Annotated in this window: 16 protein-coding genes, 2 tRNA genes and 1 rRNA gene; 9 read left to right on the forward strand and 10 right to left on the reverse strand. The window is 64.5% G+C overall.

Annotated elements, in window-relative coordinates:
- The first annotated feature begins 77 nt into the window (after positions 1-77).
- Positions 78-194: ribosomal RNA gene (rrf, locus tag SynA15127_RS02630) — 5S ribosomal RNA — on the forward strand.
- Between the two features lie 60 nt (positions 195-254).
- Here the strand turns inward: rrf and SynA15127_RS02635 are convergent.
- Both SynA15127_RS02635 and SynA15127_RS02640 read right to left on the reverse strand, forming a co-directional pair.
- Positions 255-1091 carry a DNA-formamidopyrimidine glycosylase gene (locus tag SynA15127_RS02635; protein ID WP_186484895.1) on the reverse strand — a complete coding sequence of 279 codons (837 nt, stop codon included), beginning with the start codon at positions 1089-1091 and terminating at the stop codon, positions 255-257.
- Between the two features lie 5 nt (positions 1092-1096).
- A complete protein-coding gene (locus SynA15127_RS02640) occupies positions 1097-1306 on the reverse strand; it encodes a photosystem I reaction center subunit IV (RefSeq protein WP_186484896.1) in 210 nt (69 codons plus the stop codon).
- A 99-nt stretch (positions 1307-1405) separates the two neighbouring features.
- On the opposite strand from SynA15127_RS02640, the gene SynA15127_RS02645 reads away from it, so the two are divergent.
- Together SynA15127_RS02645 and SynA15127_RS02650 are read left to right on the forward strand one after the other, a co-directional pair.
- Positions 1406-2446 carry a hypothetical protein gene (locus SynA15127_RS02645; RefSeq protein WP_043695169.1) on the forward strand — a complete coding sequence of 347 codons (1041 nt, stop codon included), beginning with the start codon at positions 1406-1408 and terminating at the stop codon, positions 2444-2446.
- Positions 2447-2495: 49 nt separating this feature from the next.
- Positions 2496-3977, forward strand: coding sequence for an ATP-dependent DNA helicase RecQ (locus tag SynA15127_RS02650; RefSeq protein WP_186484897.1), 1482 nt, complete (start codon positions 2496-2498; stop codon positions 3975-3977).
- Between the two features lie 6 nt (positions 3978-3983).
- On the opposite strand, the gene SynA15127_RS02655 is transcribed toward SynA15127_RS02650, so the two are convergent.
- Both SynA15127_RS02655 and SynA15127_RS02660 read right to left on the reverse strand, forming a co-directional pair.
- Entirely contained in the window at positions 3984-4991 is a 1008-nt protein-coding gene (locus SynA15127_RS02655; protein ID WP_186484898.1) for a LysM peptidoglycan-binding domain-containing protein, read from the reverse strand.
- Between the two features lie 96 nt (positions 4992-5087).
- Positions 5088-6437 carry an aldehyde dehydrogenase family protein gene (locus SynA15127_RS02660; RefSeq protein ID WP_186484899.1) on the reverse strand — a complete coding sequence of 450 codons (1350 nt, stop codon included), beginning with the start codon at positions 6435-6437 and terminating at the stop codon, positions 5088-5090.
- A gap of 84 nt (positions 6438-6521) precedes the next feature.
- Here SynA15127_RS02660 and SynA15127_RS02665 point away from each other — a divergent pair, with 84 nt between their 5' ends.
- Positions 6522-8213, forward strand: a complete 1692-nt coding sequence (locus SynA15127_RS02665) for an alpha-amylase family protein (RefSeq protein ID WP_043695180.1) — start codon at positions 6522-6524, stop codon at positions 8211-8213.
- On the opposite strand, the gene SynA15127_RS02670 is transcribed toward SynA15127_RS02665, so the two are convergent.
- Together SynA15127_RS02670 and glpK are read right to left on the reverse strand one after the other, a co-directional pair.
- Entirely contained in the window at positions 8197-9741 is a 1545-nt protein-coding gene (locus tag SynA15127_RS02670; protein WP_186484900.1) for a glycerol-3-phosphate dehydrogenase/oxidase, read from the reverse strand. The two genes, SynA15127_RS02665 and SynA15127_RS02670, sit on opposite strands and share 17 nt — an antisense overlap.
- A complete protein-coding gene (gene glpK, locus SynA15127_RS02675; protein ID WP_186484901.1) occupies positions 9734-11236 on the reverse strand; it encodes a glycerol kinase GlpK in 1503 nt (500 codons plus the stop codon). The genes SynA15127_RS02670 and glpK overlap by 8 nt, the downstream gene beginning before the upstream one ends.
- Positions 11237-11287: 51 nt before the next feature.
- Between glpK and SynA15127_RS02680 the strand changes: the two genes are divergently transcribed.
- The gene (locus SynA15127_RS02680) at positions 11288-12715 is read left to right on the forward strand and encodes a glycoside hydrolase family 13 protein (protein ID WP_186484902.1); all 1428 of its coding nucleotides are present in this window, start codon (positions 11288-11290) and stop codon (positions 12713-12715) included.
- Here the strand turns inward: SynA15127_RS02680 and SynA15127_RS02685 are convergent.
- Positions 12707-12778, reverse strand: a tRNA-Thr gene (locus SynA15127_RS02685). The two genes, SynA15127_RS02680 and SynA15127_RS02685, sit on opposite strands and share 9 nt — an antisense overlap.
- A 10-nt stretch (positions 12779-12788) precedes the next feature.
- Positions 12789-12870, reverse strand: a tRNA-Tyr gene (locus tag SynA15127_RS02690).
- 86 nt (positions 12871-12956) lie between these two features.
- Between SynA15127_RS02690 and aroQ the strand changes: the two genes are divergently transcribed.
- Positions 12957-13400 carry a type II 3-dehydroquinate dehydratase gene (gene aroQ, locus SynA15127_RS02695; protein WP_186484903.1) on the forward strand — a complete coding sequence of 148 codons (444 nt, stop codon included), beginning with the start codon at positions 12957-12959 and terminating at the stop codon, positions 13398-13400.
- Positions 13397-14038 carry a tRNA-(ms[2]io[6]A)-hydroxylase gene (locus SynA15127_RS02700; protein ID WP_186484904.1) on the forward strand — a complete coding sequence of 214 codons (642 nt, stop codon included), beginning with the start codon at positions 13397-13399 and terminating at the stop codon, positions 14036-14038. The genes aroQ and SynA15127_RS02700 overlap by 4 nt, the downstream gene beginning before the upstream one ends.
- A gap of 21 nt (positions 14039-14059) precedes the next feature.
- On the opposite strand, the gene SynA15127_RS02705 is transcribed toward SynA15127_RS02700, so the two are convergent.
- Together SynA15127_RS02705 and SynA15127_RS02710 are read right to left on the reverse strand one after the other, a co-directional pair.
- A complete protein-coding gene (locus SynA15127_RS02705) occupies positions 14060-15745 on the reverse strand; it encodes a SulP family inorganic anion transporter (RefSeq protein WP_186484905.1) in 1686 nt (561 codons plus the stop codon).
- Between the two features lies 1 nt (position 15746).
- Complete coding sequence (locus tag SynA15127_RS02710; RefSeq protein ID WP_255475549.1) at positions 15747-16151, reverse strand: vitamin K epoxide reductase; 405 nt, start codon at positions 16149-16151, stop codon at positions 15747-15749.
- Positions 16152-16289: 138 nt separating this feature from the next.
- Here SynA15127_RS02710 and SynA15127_RS02715 point away from each other — a divergent pair, with 138 nt between their 5' ends.
- Together SynA15127_RS02715 and hemB are read left to right on the forward strand one after the other, a co-directional pair.
- On the forward strand, positions 16290-17228 hold the full coding sequence (locus tag SynA15127_RS02715) for a DnaJ C-terminal domain-containing protein (protein ID WP_186485540.1): 939 nt from the start codon (positions 16290-16292) through the stop codon (positions 17226-17228).
- Positions 17229-17274: 46 nt separating this feature from the next.
- Positions 17275-18276: a porphobilinogen synthase gene (gene hemB / locus SynA15127_RS02720; protein ID WP_186484906.1), complete on the forward strand. Its 1002-nt coding sequence runs from the start codon at positions 17275-17277 to the stop codon at positions 18274-18276.
- The last annotated feature ends 46 nt before the right edge of the window (positions 18277-18322 follow it).

Consider the following 18322-nt stretch of genomic DNA (forward strand, 5'->3'; position numbering starts at 1 on the left):
TTGATTCAGACGCGCAACGAAAGTTGCAGATCCTATGCAGTTCTCAGGGTTCAAAACCCATGAGAATGTTTAACTATCCTGGTGTCCATAGCGGTGTGGAACCACTCCGATCCATCTCGAACTCGGTTGTGAAACGCATCAGCGGCGACGATATTTGGGGGGTAGCCCCCTGAGAAAATAGCTCGATGCCAGGTAAAACATTTCATACGAAGAAACCACCTATTCTCGAGGTGGTTTTTTTGTGCCTACAAAAGTTAGCTCTGACAGTTGGGGCACCAGTGAGTGCTGCGTCCGGATAATTTGTCCCTGAGCAGGATGGTTCCGCAGATGCGGCAGGGTTTCCCGTTGCGTCGATACACCCAGGCCTGCCCGCCGTAGTTGCCGTTGACCCCTTCGAGATCTCTGAAATCACTGAAGGTCGTGCCTCCGGCGCCGATGCTTGCTTGCAGCACTTCCACAAGGCAGGTGCGCAGCTTGTCCAGTTGCGTCAGCGATAATTGCCCTGCCGGAGTATGCGGACGGATTCCAGCCGCAAACAGACTTTCATCCGCGTAAATATTGCCGATACCGGCCACCAGGCTTTGGTCGAGCAGGGCACTTTTAATCGATCGAGTGGATCCTTTCAGTCGACGCTTGAGATACGGTGCTGTGAAGCTTTCGGTGAATGGTTCGGGGCCTAATTGCTTCAGCCCTGTCATCACTGTTTCCAGATCCTGGCCATCAGGAACCCACCACATCTCGCCGAAGCTGCGCATATCCACGAAGCGCAATTCTTCATCCTGTTCATTCCAGATCCGCACACGGGTATGTGTGCACGGTTCGCTGGGTTGTGGGTGCCACTGGAATTGTCCGGTCATCCTCAGGTGCACGCCCCAGGTGCCGCGACCTGGCAGCAGTTCTGCCATCAGATATTTTCCGCGACGCGACCAGGTTCCGACTTCAGCGCCGCGAAGAGCGTCCCGGAACTCTGCTTCACCTCCGGGGCTGGCGATCGCTCTCGATCGGCAGACTTCGACATCCGCGATCACAAAGGATTGAAGACGGTCCGCCAGACCGCGGCGGACCGTCTCGACTTCAGGAAGCTCAGGCAAACGCCTCAGGCCGGCTCGAGCTCGGCTTCCGCGAAGTTGTTGGTGTTGACGCCGCCATCCGTGCCGTCCAGGCCTGTGTAGTTGACCTTCTCAAAACGCACCACCACGGGGTAGCGGATTCCGGAGGTATCGATGGACGCCACCGTACCGACTTCGTTGAACCAATAAGACTCGGGACGCTTGATGCGCACCTTGGCGCCGCGGGAGATCGCCATCGCAGGGCATGGAGGGATGCAACCGGGAGCGTATCGCCCGGTCAGGGGCGGAAACGCGCAGCGTCACAGAATGTCGTCCCCTCGTCTTGTCCGGTTCCGTTGACATCATCTGTTGTGCCTGAACAACCCGCTCTGCAGCTGGACCTCCCGGATCCAGAGCGAGATGACATCAGCACGCTTGAGTTCCTCGCTCAGCTTGAGCAGGCCTGGGCTGTCTGCGACCGGTTCGATCTGCAGACCGAGATCTGGCGTGGTCGAATCCTGGGGGCCGTGAGGGATCGCGAAAAACGCGGCGGGGAGGGGCGTGGCGCCGGATTTCTGCAGTGGTTGCGGGAGCGGGAGATCAGCAAGACCCGCGCCTACAGCCTGATTCAACTGGCCGAATCCGCTGACGATCTCGTCGGTGGGGGCATGCTCGAAGAAGGCAGCGTCAATCAGTTCTCGAAGCGGGCCTTCCTGGAGACGGCCCAGGCGGCTCCGGAAGTGCAGGTGATGATCTCCGAGGCCGCCAACGAGGGGCAGGAGATCACCCGCAAGCAGGTGCGGCGGCTGACAGATGAGTTCACGGCCGCCACCAGTCCGCTGCTGCCGGAGGAAATCCGCCAGAGAACCCAGGAGAACCTGCTGCCACCACGGGCGGTCGCCCCGTTGGTTCGTGAGCTGGCCAAGCTTCCGGAGCCTCAGCAGGAGGACCTGCGCAAGGTGTTGCGTGATGAACCGGAATTGGATCGCATCAAGGATGTGACCAGCACCGCTCGCTGGATCACCAAGGCCACGGAAGCCGGTGTGGCGGTGCGGGCGTTCCAGCAGGGTGAACTCGATCTTGAGAAGGCGATGCAGGAGGCACAGCGTCTCGATGCCCTCGGTCTGCTGGCAGATGCCGTTGGTCAGGCGCAGGCCCTCGAGGCCGCTGTTCTGAAGTTGCATACCTCCTGGAGGCGACTGGGGGGGTTGCAGGAGCGTCTCTGGGTGGAAAGCGGCAGCAGCACCCCTTACCTTCGGGATGTGCTCGACGCTTTGCAGTCCCTCAGCGGCTCCACCATGAGGGTCTCCCTTGGTGAGCTGGCTGGGGGAAAGCGGGTTCGGTTGCAGCTGGTGGAGGAGTCGCCGGATCAGCTGGAGCCACCGCCCCTGCCCTGACGCCACCGCTGGTGTCGGCCTAAGCTGGGTTCACTAGATCTGGTGTGGATTGGACCGTCTGGAACAGTCGCTCCAGGAACATTTCGGGTGGTCCAGCTTCCGGGCTGGGCAGCGCCCTGTTGTGGAAGCTGTTCTGGCGGGGCGAGACGCCCTGGCGGTGCTGCCCACCGGCGGCGGCAAATCGCTCTGCTATCAGCTGCCTGCTCTGGTGCGCGGTGGTCTCGTCGTGGTTATCTCTCCCCTCGTGGCCCTGATGGAGGATCAGGTGCTGCAGCTGCAGCGACGCGGCATCGCCGCAGCCTGTCTGCATGCGGGTCTGGCTCCCGATCGCCGCAGGAAGGCTCTGAGCGCACTGCGGGATGAATCGCTGCGTCTTCTCTACCTGGCACCTGAGCGCCTGCAAGGCGAGGCGACCCGGCAGATGCTCGAAACCCACTCCAGTGAGGGGCGATTGGTGGCACTCGCGGTGGATGAGGCGCATTGCATCAGCGCCTGGGGGCATGACTTCCGCCCGGACTACCGACGGCTCGGTCAGATCCGGAGTCTCTGTCCGGGAGTGCCGATGTTGGCTCTCAGCGCCACAGCAGCCCCCCGTGTGCGGGCGGACATCATCCGCTTGCTGGACCTGCGGAGTCCTTCGGTGCAGGTGAGCTCAGCGCGTCGCAGCAATCTTCGCTACGCCATGCGCCGACGCCCCCGTGACCCAATGCCGATGGTGCTGGAGGCTCTGAAGGCCTCCAGAGGGGCCACCCTGATCTACGCCCGTACCCGGCGGTCCGTGGAGCGCTGGGCCGAGCGGTTGCAGGAGCACGAGATCCCGGCCACGCCGTACCACGCCGGACTGGATCCTGAGGCGCGCCAGCTCGCTCTGACCCAGTTTCTCGACCAGGAGCGCCCCGTGCTGGTGGCCACTGTGGCGTTCGGCATGGGAGTGGATCGGGGCGATGTCGGTCTGGTTCTGCATCTCGATCTGCCTTCGACTCCGGAGGGATATCTGCAGGAGTCAGGTCGAGCCGGGCGTGATGGTCTGCCGGCCGACTGTCTCGTGCTGTTTTCACCGGGGGACAGGACCAGCCTCGGCTGGGCCATGCAGGCGGGTGCTCGGGGCGAGATATCAGCGGATGAGCGCAGCCGTTTCGATCTGGCCCAGCAGCAGCTGCGGAGGATGGAGGCGGTGGCCGAAGGGGAGATGTGTCGGGAGCAGGCTCTGTTGCTGACAGTGGGCGAACTCGTTCAACCCTGCGGCCGTTGTGATCGTTGCACCGCAACCCCGGATCGGCGCGACTGGTCAACTCAGGCGCAGACCCTGCTTGAGCATCTGGCGGAAAAGGACGGCACGGATCTGCGGCGCCTTGGGGAGCGGCTGGCCCTGGTTGAGCCCGGTCGCAACGAGCGTTGGACCTGGCTGGCCCGTCGTCTCGTTCAGGAGGAGCTCATCCGTGAGAGTGACGACGGCGTCCAGAGGCTGTACCTGAGGGACAGCGGACGTCGCTTCCTGGATGACCCCTGGCCGCTGGATTACGCGGCTTGAGCCGCGTCAGGCGCGGGCCTGACAGCGATCCTTGACGAGATCCTTCTCGAAGCTGCTGGAGGGGGCGGCCCAGGCTTTCCAGCTGCCATCAGCGCCTGTGGCGTTGATCTTCCCGGCGGAGCAGTTCACGGCCAGATAGAGGGCCTGTCCCTTGTCGTTGAGACTCGGCACGACCTGGCTGCCTCCCATCGGGCGCCAGTTGGCCCAGTCCACCTGCAGAGGGCCGTAGGTCCGCCACTCAGCCTGTTTGGCGATCACCGCATCAACCGGTTTCGATGCCTTGGCCGCTGGTCGTTTCGTTGCCGGTTTCTGAGCAACAGGCTTGGTGGCTGTCTTGACTGGAGCAGTGGCTGTGTTGACTGCAAAGGTTGTCGTCGGCTTGACGGCTGTTGATGGTTTGACTGCTGTCTGTGGCTTGGCGGTCTGGACCGTTGCCACCGGCGCCTTCAGGTAAAGACGCATGCCGACCGTCACCTGGTCGGGATTGTCCAGCTGGTTGAAGTTCACCAGGCTCGTCATCGGCAGGTTGTAGGCCCGGGCGATCTGGCTCAGGGTCTGGCCCTGCCCGACGGTGTGCTGGCTGGCACCGGGAACCACGTTGATCGGTTCCTTTTTCGGCTTGGCCACCGGGAGCACGGCGTTCGCCGGCAGCTTCAGCGTTTCACCAAGCTCCACATGATCGGCATTGCGGAGGCCGTTCAAGGCGATCAGATCGCGCGAACTGATCTGATACCGCACGGCGATCTCACCGAGCGTCTCCCCTTCACTCACCCGGTGACGCCCCGGACCGGCCGTGGCTGAGGCCGCGTGGCCGGGAACCTTCAGGCGACTGCCGATTTCGACGTGGTCGGGGTCCTTGATGCGGTTGAGCCGCATCAGGGAAGCCACGGAGACGTCGTAACGCGCCGCAATGTCGGACAGTGTCTCTCCGGAACGGACGGTCACCGTTGCAGCCGCCGCGGACAGTGGCAGAAGGGCCGTCAGGACAAGGGCGGCGAAAGAGGGCAGACGCATGCATTGACCTGAGCTGAGTCGAATGTACGGTTTTTTCCCGGATGCGCCAGTCCCCAGAGCCGCTGCTGCGGAAGGGATGTCAACCCATCATTCCCTTCAGCCGGCCAGACGTCTGAGCACGCTCAGGTCCAGCTTGTAGGGGGGATAGCGCACCTTGAAATCAAACCGGAAGGGGCGTCGCAGCACGGCTTTGCGATGGCTGAAGGTGTCGAAACCGCTCTGGCCGTGATAACTGCCCATGCCACTGCCACCGACGCCCCCGAAGGGCATGTCGGGGACCCCGGCCTGCATCACCACATCGTTGATGCACACGCCTCCCGAGCTTGTGGTGTTCAGCACATGCTGCTGCTGCTCATCACTGCCTCCGAAGACATACAGCGCTAGCGGTTTGGGGCCTCGTCGGATCTCGGCAAGGGTGCTGTTCAGGTCGCCGAGATCCAGAAGAGGCAGCAGCGGACCGAAGACCTCGTCAGCCATCAGCGGGTCCTGCCGGTTCTCCACGCGAATCACGGTTGGGGCGATGCGGCGCTCATCCCGGTTCACCTCGCCGCCCAGGAGGATCCGTCCAGCCGCCCGGGCTCCTTCCAGCAGGCTTTCCAGCCGCTGGAACTGGCGGTCATTGACGATGTGCCCCAGCTGATCGGAACGCAGCGGCGCCTCGCCGTACATCTCCTGGCGTGCCTCCGTCATCGCTGCCAGCAGCGGCTCCCGCAGGCCGTCCGCCACGAGCAGATGGTCAGGTGCGATGCAGGTCTGCCCGGCATTGAGCCCCTTGCCCCAGATCAGACGCCTGGCGCTCACCTCCAGATCAGCTCCCGGAAGCACGATCGCCGGGCTTTTGCCCCCCAGCTCCAGGGTCACGGGAGTGAGATTCGCGGCGGCCCCTGACAGGACCCGGCTTCCGATCGTGCCGCCGCCGGTGAAGAAGATGTGATCGAAGGGCATGGCCACCAAAGCGGCGGCGACGGCCCCATCCCCCTGTTCCACACGCACCACTTCAGGCTCGAAGTGAAGTGGAATCAGCCGGGCGATCAGGTCCGCCACGGCCGGGGCATGTTCGGAGGGTTTGAGAACGGCGGTGTTGCCGGCGGCAAGGGCGCTGATCAGCGGCTGAAGGGTCAGGGAGAAGGGGTAGTTCCAGGGACCGATGATCAGCACGCATCCGAGGGGCTCGGACACAACGGAGGCCTGGCCAGGTCGCTGGGCCAGCGGCACCGTCACCCGGCGGGGACGCATCCACTGGCGGAGCTTCCGTTCGGTCAGCTTCAGCTCCTGGAGCAGGGCGACCACTTCGAAGAACGCCTCCGTCGGAGGCTTGCCGAGATCGCTGGCCAGGGCGGTGATCACCTCCTGCTCATGGCTCATCACAAGGGATCGGAGCTGCTTCAGCTGCGTCTGTCTCCAGGCGATCGGCCGACTCCGGCCACACCCGACCAGGTCACGCATCGACTCCAGATGGGCAGAAGTCAGGGGCACAGGGCTGACGAACAGGCCAATCGGGTCTAGCAGTGGTTCAGCAGTGTCCGGGGGATGGACGCAGCCCAGCCCTGGTGGTCCGGCACCGTCATCTATCAACTGATCGTTCGGAGCTACGCCGATGGCAACGGCGATGGCATCGGAGATTTCAAGGGGTTGGCAAGCCGTTTGCCATACCTGCGATGGCTTGGCGTGAAGACGCTCTGGCTGACGCCGGTGTACCCCTCACCCCTGCGGGACGGCGGCTACGACATCACCGCCTTCAACGACATCCATCCGGATCTGGGTGATCTCGCCTCCTTCCATCGGTTCCTCACCGCTGCCCATGGTCAGGGCATGCAGGTGATCCTCGATCTGGTGCTGAATCACACCAGTGATCTCCATCCCTGGTTCCAGAGGGCGCGCTGGGCTGCGAAGGACAGCCCCGAGCGGAATGTCTATGTGTGGAGCGATGACCCGAGGCGCTACGCCGACGCCCCGGTTCTGTTCCGTCACTTCGAAGCCTCCAACTGGGAATGGGACCCGGTTGCCGAGCAGTACTACCTGCATCGCTTCCTCCGTCATCAGCCCGACCTCAACTACGCCAACCCCTGGGTGCAGGAGCGGATGCTGGAGGTGGTGGACTTCTGGCTGGAGCGGGGCGTTGACGGGTTCCGGCTGGATGCCGTGCCGTTCCTCTGCGAAGCGGAGGGCACCCGCTGCGAGGGGCTGCCGGAGACCCATGCCTTTCTTCAGCGTCTGCGCGAGCGGGTCGATTCCCATGGCCGCGAGATCCTTCTGCTCGGGGAGGCGATTCAGCCGGTGCAGGAGGCAGCTCCCTATCTGGCTGAGAACGAGCTGCACGGTGCCTTCAACTTCGCTCTCACGGCCCACCTGTTCGCGGCCGTGGCCAGCGGCAGTGTCCGCACCCTCGGGCAGTGTCTGCAGGAGGCGCAGGATGCCGTGGCGGGATGCCGATGGGCTCTGCCTTTGCGCAATCACGATGAGCTCTGGCTGGGGGATGGTCATCTGATCCCGGATGAGGTGATCCAGACCATCCGGGTCGGACTGCCGCAAGGGCAGGGGCACTGGTTGAACTGGGGTATCAATCGGCGCCTGGCGCCCCTGCTCAACGGCGACCCTCGATCGAACAGGCTTCTCCACGGGCTCCTCTACAGCATGCCGGGCATGCCGTGTCTCTATTACGGCGATGAGCTGGGGATGGGGGACTGGCCGGGATTGCGGGATCGAGACCCCAACCGCACTCCGATGGCCTGGACGCCCGCCCGCAACGGTGGCTTCTCCACGGCTCCCGATCCTCTGCTCGTGCTGCCCCCCATCACGGCCCCTGGTTACGACTACCGGGTGGTGAATGTGGAGGTGCAGAAGCAGTTGCCGGGATCACTGCTGAACTGGCACCGGCGGATGCTCACCTGCCGGCGGCTGCTTCCGGCCCTGCGCAGCGGTGGCTTCCGCCTGCTCTCCTGTGCTCATCCGGGCGTGATCGTCTATGTGCGATCCACCGAGGCGATGACCGTTCTGGTGGCCGGCAATGTCACGGCTGCAGGGGCATCGATCAGCCTCGACCTCTCCGACTGGGACGGGGAGCGCACCCGGGAGGTGATGTGGGGCTGCGAGTTCCCCGAGGCCTCCAGCAGCTGGTTCGTGTATCTGCCGGCCTACGGCTTCAACTGGTGGTTGATCGGTGAGGTGGATGCCGAGGTCGCCGCGGAGGTGGAGTCCGAGCCCTTCATGCCGCAGGGTTGATTCCGGCTCCATCGAGGGCCTGCTCGACCTGCGGCTTCAACCGCTGTGCCTCCGCCTGATCCACCATGGCCAGTCGGCAGCGCCGGCTCAGCACATCGTCGACATCGCGGGCGTGTTCATGGCGGATCGCATGGTGGATCTCTGCTGCGCAGAGCGGAATCACCTGGCTGAGCGGAACGCGATCGGCGGCGGGGGCGCTCTCGATCAGAGCCTTGGCGTTCAGGCCGTGACTTCCCTGCAGATGAGCGATCTGCTCGTTGCGCCCAGGGGCATCCTCGAGCAGGGCCTCCAGCTCCTGCCGCTGCTGTTCAAGCCCCTGTGCGGTGCCGTCGGCGGTCTCTGCCGCCCCGATCAGGGGCAGGGGCTGGGGTGGGGACAGCGGAGCTCCTAGCTGCTGTTCCACAGCCTCAAGCGTGTCGAGCGCCATCGGGCGGCATGTGGTCCACTTGCCGCCCATCACGCTCACCAGTCCGCAGGGCAGGGTCTCCACCTCGTGCTCCCGCACCACCCGGCTGCTGTCCAGTCCAGCCCCGGCGGGCTTCAGCAGAGGGCGGCCGCCCGCCCAGCGGCTCGTCACCGTTGCCGAGCTCCCAGGGAACCAGCGTCGGACGTAATCGAGCAGATACCCCTGCTCGGCATCGGTGGGATGGGTCGCCATCGCCTGAGGACAGGCTTCGTCGGTGGTCCCCACCAGGGTGCGCCCGAAGAAAGGAAGCATGAACAGAACCCGGCCGTCATCCGTGGATGGCACCAGCAGCCCCAGGCCTGCCGGGCAGAGTTGCTCCTTCAGCACGATGTGGCTGCCGCGGCTGGTGAGCATGCGGGGTGCGGCTGACACATCCGCCATCCGGCGGATGCCATCCGACCCGATGCCGGTGGCATTCACAATCACCCGCGCCCTCCACCGCTCCCGCACGCCGTCTCTGGACTCACTGACGGCACTGCAGAGACGGCCATCGCTTCCCTGCTCAAGCTCCACCACGCTGCAGTGGCTGCGCAACTCGGCTCCTCCCTGTGCGGCGGTCAGCGCCAGCAACAGGTTCAGACGCGCGTCATCGAACTGGCCGTCGCTGTAAGCGACGGCACCTTGACAGGCTTTCAGCCCTGGCAGGGTCCGCTCCAGCTGGCGACGCCCCAGGAGACGACTGGATCCGATGTTCTGGCGGCCGGCGAGCGCGTCGTACATCCCGAGACCGACGCGGTAATAGGCCTGCCCCCACAGGGTCCCGGTGGGAAGGGCCAGCTCGAGACGATGGGCCAGGAAGGGGGCTTCCCGCAGCCAGTGGCCACGTTCCAGCAGGGCTTCCCGCACCAGTCGGAGCTGCGCCAGATCGGCTGTCTTGAAGGCGAGCTCCAGATAGCGCACGCCTCCATGCAGCAGTTTCGTGCTGCGGCAGCTGGTGCCGCCACCGATGTCGCCTGCATCCAGAAGCGCCACGGACAGACCGCGGCGCACGGCTTCGTAGGCCACGCTGGCACCGCTTGCGCCGGCACCGATCACCAGCAGATCGAAGGTTGGGTCAGCCATGCCAGCCAAGGCTGCGGGTCACGGCGTCATTCCAGCGCCGTCGCCAGGCCGTGCGGGCGGATGTGTCGATCTGCGGCTCGAATCGATCGGCTCCTTCGCTGCGCTGTTGAGCAAGATCGTGCAGGTCCGTCACCACGCCGGCCTGAAGACCGGCGAACAGGGCGACTCCGCGGGCAGTGCTCTCCAGGCTGGCCGGCCGCCGCACCGTCAGTCCGGTGCTGTCCGCCTGGGCCTGCAGCAGCGGATCGGAGGCGGCGGCTCCCCCATCCACAGCCAGCTCCCCGAGGCTTTTGCCGAGGGCGTTCTCCGCCAGCTCCACCAGGGTCGCCACGGAGAGCGCGATGCCTTCCAGAGCGGCCCGGGCAATGTGGCCACGGCTGCTGTCGCGGGTCAGACCCACCATCAGGCCCCGGGCCTGCGGGTCCCAGTGCGGGGTCCCCCAGCCGGTGAATGCCGGCACAAGCATTACGCCGCCGGAATCGGGCACCTCCATGGCCAGGCGGTTCACCGCATCAGCGCTGTCGATGATCTGTAGGCCGTCCCGCAGCCACTGGACGACGGTGCCCGCATTGAACAGGCTCCCCTCGAGGCAGTACGTGGGTGTCCCGGCGGCGTCCGTCCAGCCCAGGGTGCTGAGCAGGCCGGCATCGGAACGACGGATGCGCTCGCCGGTGTTGATCACCAGGAAGGCTCCCGTGCCGTAGGTGCACTTGCCTTCCCCAGGTTCGAGGCAGAGCTGCCCCAGCGTGGCGGCCTGCTGATCCCCCAGCAGCGCCTGGATCGGTAGTCCTGCGAAGGGGAGTCCCTCGCGGATCTGTCCGAAGTCGCCGCGGCAGGGCAGCAGCTCCGGCAGCGAGGCCATCGGCAGGCCAGCGTGATCGCAGAACGGCTCGACCCAGCAGCGCTGCTCCAGGTCCATCAGCAGGGTTCGGCTTGCATTGCTCACGTCGGAGCCATGACGGCCGCCGCTGAGATTCCAGAGCAGCCAGGATTCAACGGTCCCGAAACAGAGGTCCCCGGCGGCAGCGGCAGCAGCGGCGTCCTCGTGGTGCGTCAGCATCCAGCGGATCTTGCTGGCGCTGAAGTATGGGTCGAGCAGCAGGCCGGTGCGGTGACACCATTCCTGCTCCAGTCCCTCCTGCTTCCACTGACGACAGAGGTCGGCGGTGCGCCCGTCCTGCCAGACCAGGGCAGGGCCGCAGGGGGCGCCGCTGCTGCGCCTCCAGAGCACGGTGGTTTCGCGCTGGTTGGTGATGCCGCAGGTGACCACAGCCTGCCGCTGCTCTTCGCTGAGGGCGTTGTGCAGATCGATCAGGGCCTGCCGCTGACTGTTCCAGATCGACTGCGGGTCCTGCTCCACCCAGCCATCCGCGGGGTAGTGAATCGGCAGAGGGGCGCTGGCACTGGCCACCAGCGCCCCTGACGCAGTGAACAGTGCAGCCCTGGAGCTGCTGGTGCCCTGATCCAGGGCCAACAGGAGAGGCTGATCCGCCATGGCCGTTCCGTTTCTCCCCTGCTAGCGAGGAGACCGCCGCCTGCAAAGGTTATGGGAGGTGCGGTCGCCTTCAACGATCCGCCCGAGTGGGTGTCGAATGCGGTGCTTTATCAGATCTTTCCTGACCGTTTCCGCCGCAGCGGCAGGGTTGTGGCCCAGCGCTCGCTTTCGCTCAAACCCTGGGGAAACGACCCTGCGGAACAGGGGTTTCAGGGGGGTGACCTCTACGGGGTGATCGAGGCGCTGGAGGAACTTCAGGGCATGGGTGTCACCTGTCTGTACCTGACGCCGATCTTCAGTTCGGCGGCGAATCATCGCTATCACGCGTACGACTACCTGACGGTTGATCCCTTGCTGGGGGGGGACGCTGCCCTCGATGCCCTGATCGCCGCCGTTCACCAGCGCGGCATGCGTCTGGTGCTGGACGGTGTCTTCAACCATTGCGGTCGGGGCTTCTGGGCTTTCCACCATCTGGTGGAAAACGGGCAGAACTCGCCCTATCGCGACTGGTTCCATGTGCACAGCTGGCCCGTGCGTCCCTATCCCGAAGAGGGCATGGACTGCGGTTACGACTGCTGGTGGGCCGTTCCGGATCTGCCGAAGTTCAACCACGCGGATCCCGGCGTCCGGGACCATCTGCTCGCCGTGGGACGGCACTGGATCGAGCGCGGCATCGACGGCTGGAGGCTGGATGTGCCGGCGGAGGTCCCGGCGGATTTCTGGGTCGAGTTCCGCCGTGTGGTGCGGGAGGTGAACCCGGACGCCTGGATTGTCGGTGAGATCTGGGGGGACGCCAGAGCCTGGCTGCAGGGAGAGCACTTCGATGGGGTGATGAACTACCGCCTCGGCTGGAGCACTCTCTGCTGGGTGGCGGGTGATCACCTGCGTCGGGACTACCGCAACCCCGAGTATCCGCTAGACCCCCTGAGCACAGAGCAGCTGATCGGGATCTGGGACACCACCGCAGGCTGGTATCGGCCAGAGGTCACCCGGGCTCAGATGAACCTGCTGGACAGCCACGATGTACCCAGAGCTCTCCACAGCCTCCAGGGCGATGTCGCAGCGTTGAAGCTTGCCCTGGTTCTCCTGTTCCTCCAGCCCGGAGCTCCCTGCGTCTATTACGGAACCGAGGCCGCCCTGGCGGGTGGGCCAGAACCCGGCTGTCGGGAAGGGTTCCCCTGGAACCGGCCCCGCTGTGAGGCGCTTCAGTCGCTGATCCGGGACTTGGCCGCACTGCGGACGCACCAGTCGGCCATCCGGGAGGGCTGTCTCATCTGGAGCAGTCTCGGCAGCGACGGTCTGCTCGGTCAGACAGACAGCCTGCAGGTGGTGATCAACCGCAGCCGCGAGCAGCACCTGCCCCTTTCCGATCACATCCGGAGCGGGACCATCATCTGGTCATCGAACGGCCTGAACGCCACCCCTGATGCCCTGGGCTGCCAATCAGCCGTGGTGGTGACGGGGAGTGAAAGCCCTTGACGAGACTTGAACTCGTGACCTCTCCCTTACCAAGGGAGTGCTCTACCGCTGAGCTACAAGGGCATGTGGAAGGTGGGCCGGGTTGGATTTGAACCAACGTAGGCAGAGCCAGCGGATTTACAGTCCGCCCCCATTAACCACTCGGGCACCGACCCGAACCACACCGCATGAACTTACCAGCCGGTGTGTCGCTCCCGACCGGATCGATACGATCACGTCAACAGTTCCGGGCTGAAGCCCCATGCATCTGCTGCTGCTGAACGGACCCAATCTGAATCTGCTGGGCCAGCGGGAGCCGGGAATTTATGGAAGCGGCACCCTGGCGTCGATCGAGGAGAACCTGCAGGCCGAAGCGCAGGCGGCCGACGTGACCTTGGACTGCTTTCAGAGCAATTTCGAGGGGGCCCTGGTGGAGAAGGTCCACCAGGCCATGGGGAGGAGCCAGGGCATCCTGATCAATGCCGGGGCCTACACCCACACCTCGATCGCTCTGCGGGATGCCCTGCTGGGGGTCGCGATCCCCTATGTGGAGCTGCATCTCAGCAACACCCATGCCCGGGAACCCTTTCGCCATCGCTCCCTGCTGGCCGATCGGGCCGTCGGTGTGGTGATGGGGTTCGGTTCCGGGAGCTACAGCCTGGCCTTGCAGGGGTTGCTGAATCATCTGCGCACCACCAGCTCATGACCGTCGCGATTCCGGACAAGAGCATTCAGTCGATTCGTTGGTTGGCGGCCCCCACGAGTTGGAGCTGGGTGGACCAGGCCAATGCCAGGCCGATGGAGGTGCTGATCGACCATGCCCACTGCGAGCGCAAGGCAGCGGGATCCGCTGTTCAAATGATGTTCCGCTATCTCTGCGAGCCAGGTCTCGGGGAGGTGCTCAGCCCTCTGGCGAGAGAGGAGCTGGAGCATTTCGAGCAGGTTCTGACCCTGATCAAATCCAGAGGTCGTTATCTGGAACCGTTGCCCTCGGCTGGGTATGGAGCTGCCTTGTCAGGCCATATCCGCCGCGGTGAACCCCAGCGGATGCTGGATTCATTTCTGGTGGCGGGTTTGATCGAAGCCCGATCCCATGAGCGCATGGCCCTGCTGGCAGAGCACAGCCCGGATCCTGAGCTGCGAGCGCTTTACGCAGATCTGCTGAACAGTGAGGCCCGTCATTTCGGGATCTACTGGACCCTGGCGGAGGCCCGCTGGTCACGCGAGCTGGTGATGGAACGTCTGGAGGTGTTGGCCGAAGCCGAATCACTTGCCCTGGAAGGCAGCCTTGCGAAGCCTGAAGAGGTGAGAATGCACTCCCCGGGTGTCACTCACCGGAGTTGATTCGAACGTTTGATTGAGAATTCAATGCGTCGGAGCGATGAATTCTTCGGCGCGTCGGAGCGCCTCACGGCGATCGGTCATGGGCGCGTTGATGCCGAAGGCCATCAGCCTTGCCCGTAGCCGTTCATTGGCACCCGCGACGATCGCGAGCCGACCGAGGGACTCAGCCTCTTTGACCATCCGTTCGATCGCCAGGGAGGCCGTCACCCCCATGCGCGGGACTTCACTGATGTCCAGGATCAACACCTTGTAGTTCCTGATCAGTCCCATCCGGGCGCTGATCCCCTTGGCGGCTCCGAAACTCATCGGTCCCCGCAGCCGGAACAGCATCAGAGCATCGCCGCAGCGACGGATGCCGTTTTTCTCCTGCTCAGAGAGGTCCGAGGGCAGTGTCGCCTCCCCGTCGTGGGGATTGTCCTCATCCATCCCAGCGAGCTGGGCCTGGGTGATGGAGTCGACGGTGAGCAGATTGGCGACGAACATCCCGACCAGCACCCCCCAGATCAGGTCCCAGAAGACAGTCATGAGCAGCACGCCGTGCATCAGAACCGCTGTTTTGGTGGACAGCCGGTGGGCCCGCAGCAGGAAGCCCCAATCGATGATGTCCAGTCCAACCTTGATCAGGATCCCTGCCAGCAGAGCGGTGGGAATCTCTGCCGCAAGCGACCCCGCCCCCAGCAGCACCAGCAGCAGGACAAGTGAGTGGGTCATCCCGGAGATCGGTGTCTCTCCGCCGGATTTGATGTTGATCACCGTGCGCATCGTGGCCCCTGCTCCAGGCAGCCCTGACAGGAAACCGGCTGCGGAGTTCGCGATCCCCTGGCCGATCAGCTCCCGGTTGGAGTCGTGATTGGTCTGGGTGATGTTGTCGGCCACCAGCGAGGTCAGCAGCGAGTCGATCGCCCCCAGCAGGGCCAGCACCAGGCCTGCCTTCACCAGTTCGGGAAGATGACGACTGAAATCAGGCATCACCGGACGCAGGCCACCATCGGGAATCGTCCCGATCCGCGTCAGAGGCTCGAGGTCCAGATCCCTTAGCCGGTCGTCGCTGAACAGGAGCAGCGACAGCGGCGTCACGACCAGCAGGGCCAGCAGAGGCGAAGGGATCCATGCCCTGATGCGTGCCGGCGTGAGAAACACCACGGCCAGCGTCATCAGCCCGACGGCGATGGCGGCGGGGTTCGGCGTCGGGTCAGACAGCAGGGTGCCGAGAGACTCCACGACTCCGCCGCGGGTGCTCACCCCGATGAAAGGCCCCAGCTGAAGCACAAGGATGATGGCGCCGATCCCCGACATGAAGCCGGACACCACGGAGTAGGGCACCAGCGTGATGTAGCGACCGAGGCGCAGAACGCCCAGAAGTGCCTCGAAGAGACCTCCGAGCACCACGGCAGCCATCACGAGCGGCAGCATTTCGCCGGCGGAGAGATCTCTGGAGACCCCCACCGCGGCAAGGCTTGACACCACACCTGCCACCGTGACGCTCATCGGCCCGGTGGGTCCGCTCACCTGAGCGGGTGTGCCGCCGAACAGGGCCGCGAGGAAGCCGGCGACGATGGCTCCGTACAGGCCGTAGATCGCTCCGCCCGGTCCGAGCGCTGCGTTACCGAAGGCAAGGGCCAGCGGCAGTGCGACCACGGCTGCGGTGACACCACCGAGCAGATCCCCCCGCAGATTGCGTCGATGCAGACCGTGGATCAGCGCCATCTCAGCGCAGTCCGGTCCAGGTGCTCAGGGCCTCGAGAGACTGGACGCCCTCGCGCCGTTGACCATCCGAGAGAACCCAGGTCGGATAAGCGCGGATCCCCGCTTCTCGGCAGGCTTCTGCCTGTGTGGGGAGGGTTTCAGGCTTGCGGCATTCCACGTAGGGCATCTCGGCACCGGCCTGCTTGCCGAACAGATTCATCTGGCGGAAGCAGGCAGGGCACGTCCAGGCCCCGAAGAAGCGGGCTCCGATGCCGCGCAGATGGTCGACGAGCTGCAGGGCCTGCGCGCTCGAATCGCGGAGGGGCTCACCGATGGTTCCGCTCCATTCCTTGGCGTCCAGCGGGGTGGTGCTGAAACTCAGCCCGAGCGCCATGCCGGCCAGCAGAGTCTTCACACGCGGCGTCATGCCATCGGACCTCAAGTTTTTAGAAGCTAGGTCGATCGTCGCCGTTCGGGCTTCCCTCCATCGTGAACCCGCACCGAACACCGGTCGCTTGGGACACTGTCAGGATTGTTGGGATGGTCGGGAGACAGGCGCACCGCCATGGCCGGCAGTGGATACAAGGATTACTTCCAGGTGCTCGGGGTCGAGCGCAGCGCTGACGCGGATGCGATCAAGCGCGCCTTCCGCAAGCTTGCGCGGCAGTACCACCCCGATGTGAATCCTGGAGACAAGTCAGCCGAAGCGCGGTTCAAGGAGATCAGCGAGGCGTATGAGGTGCTCTCGGATCCAGACAAGCGTCAGCGCTACGAGCAGTTCGGCCAGTACTGGAGCCAGGCCGGTGCCGGGGGCATGGGAGGCGGTGCCCCGGGTGCCGGATTCGATGTGGATTTCGGGCGCTACGGAAACTTTGACGATTTCATCAACGATCTGCTCGGTCGTTTCGGTGGCCCTGCCGGTGCAGCCGGATTTCCCCGGGGTGCTCAGGCGACGCGCTCGCCCATCAACCTGGACGCAGAGGCCAGTGTCTCCATCGGTTTTCTGGAGGCGTTCCGCGGCACGGAGCGGACACTCTCAGTCAATGATGAAAGGGTTCAGGTGCGCATTCCTGCAGGTGTCCGCACCGGATCGCGACTGCGGCTGAAGGGAAAGGGCAACCTCCAGCCGGGGACAGGACGCCGAGGTGATCTCTACCTGAATCTTTCCGTGGCGGATCATCCCGTCTGGCGTCTCGATGGAGATCAGCTGCGCGCAGACCTGCCCGTGAGCCTCGATGAACTCGCCCTCGGCGGCACGGTGCCGGTGATGACCCCGGATGGCGAAGCCAAGATGACGATCCCTCCCGGAACTCCTCCCGGCCGCAGCCTGCGGTTGCGTAACAAGGGATGGCCCGGCCGGAGCGGGCGGGGAGATCTCCTGTTTTCGCTGGTGCTGGAACTGCCGGGCCAGTGGTCGGATGAGGAGCGCCGTCTGCTCGAGCAGCTGCGCGTGCTTCGGTCGGAGGATCCACGGCGCAGCTGGCTGAAGTCCGCCAGCCTCTGAACACAGCCCCCCCAGCCCTACGATCGACGGCTGGTTCCCGGGTCAGATGGAGCTCACCTACCGCCCCCGACGTCTGCGTCGCACTCCCGCTCTTCGAGCCATGGTGCGAGAAACAAGTCTGTCGGCGGCTGATTTCATTTACCCCCTGTTCGTGCACGAAGGGGTAGGTGTTGAACCGATCGGCGCCATGCCGGGAGCGAACCGTTGGAGTTTGGAGCAGCTCAGCGGGGAGGTGCAACGGGCCTGGGATCTCGGCGTCCGCTGCGTTGTGCTGTTTCCGAAGGTGGCCGAGGGATTGAAGACCGAGGACGGGGCTGAGTGCTTCAACGAGAACGGTCTGATCCCACGGGCGATCCGTCAGCTCAAGGGAGATGTGCCGGAGATGGCGATCATGACCGATGTCGCCCTGGACCCCTATTCCTGCGACGGCCATGACGGCATCGTGAGCGAGCAGGGCATCGTGCTCAACGATGAGACGATCGAGCAGCTCTGTCAGCAGGCCGTGGTGCAGGCGGCAGCAGGCGCGGATCTGATCGGACCCAGCGACATGATGGACGGGCGCGTCGGAGCCATCCGGGAAGCTCTCGATGACGAGGGTTTCGATCAGGTGGGCATCATCAGTTACACCGCCAAATACTCGTCCGCGTATTACGGGCCCTTCCGGGAGGCGCTGGACTCTGCCCCAAGGGCTGCGGGCAGCAAACCGATCCCGAAGAACAAAGACACCTACCAGATGGATCCCGCCAATGCCCGGGAAGCGATCACGGAAGCCCAGCTCGACGAGCAGGAGGGCGCCGACATCATGATGGTGAAGCCGGGTCTGGCCTACCTCGACATCATTCATCGGCTGCGGCAGGAGTCGGAGCTGCCGATTGCCGCCTACAACGTCAGCGGCGAATACTCGATGGTCAAGGCCGCTGCCGAACGTGGCTGGATCGATGAACGGGCTGTGGTGCTGGAAACGCTGCTGAGCTTCAAGCGGGCCGGAGCTGATCTGATCCTCACGTACCACGCCTGCGATGCGGCCGGCTGGCTGAAGGGCGGCTGACCTGCCGACGGTTCGGTCACATCACTCTTCAGAATGACCCTTCAGT

The organism is Synechococcus sp. A15-127, assembly GCF_014280215.1.
In the GTDB taxonomy this organism is placed as follows: domain Bacteria; phylum Cyanobacteriota; class Cyanobacteriia; order PCC-6307; family Cyanobiaceae; genus Parasynechococcus.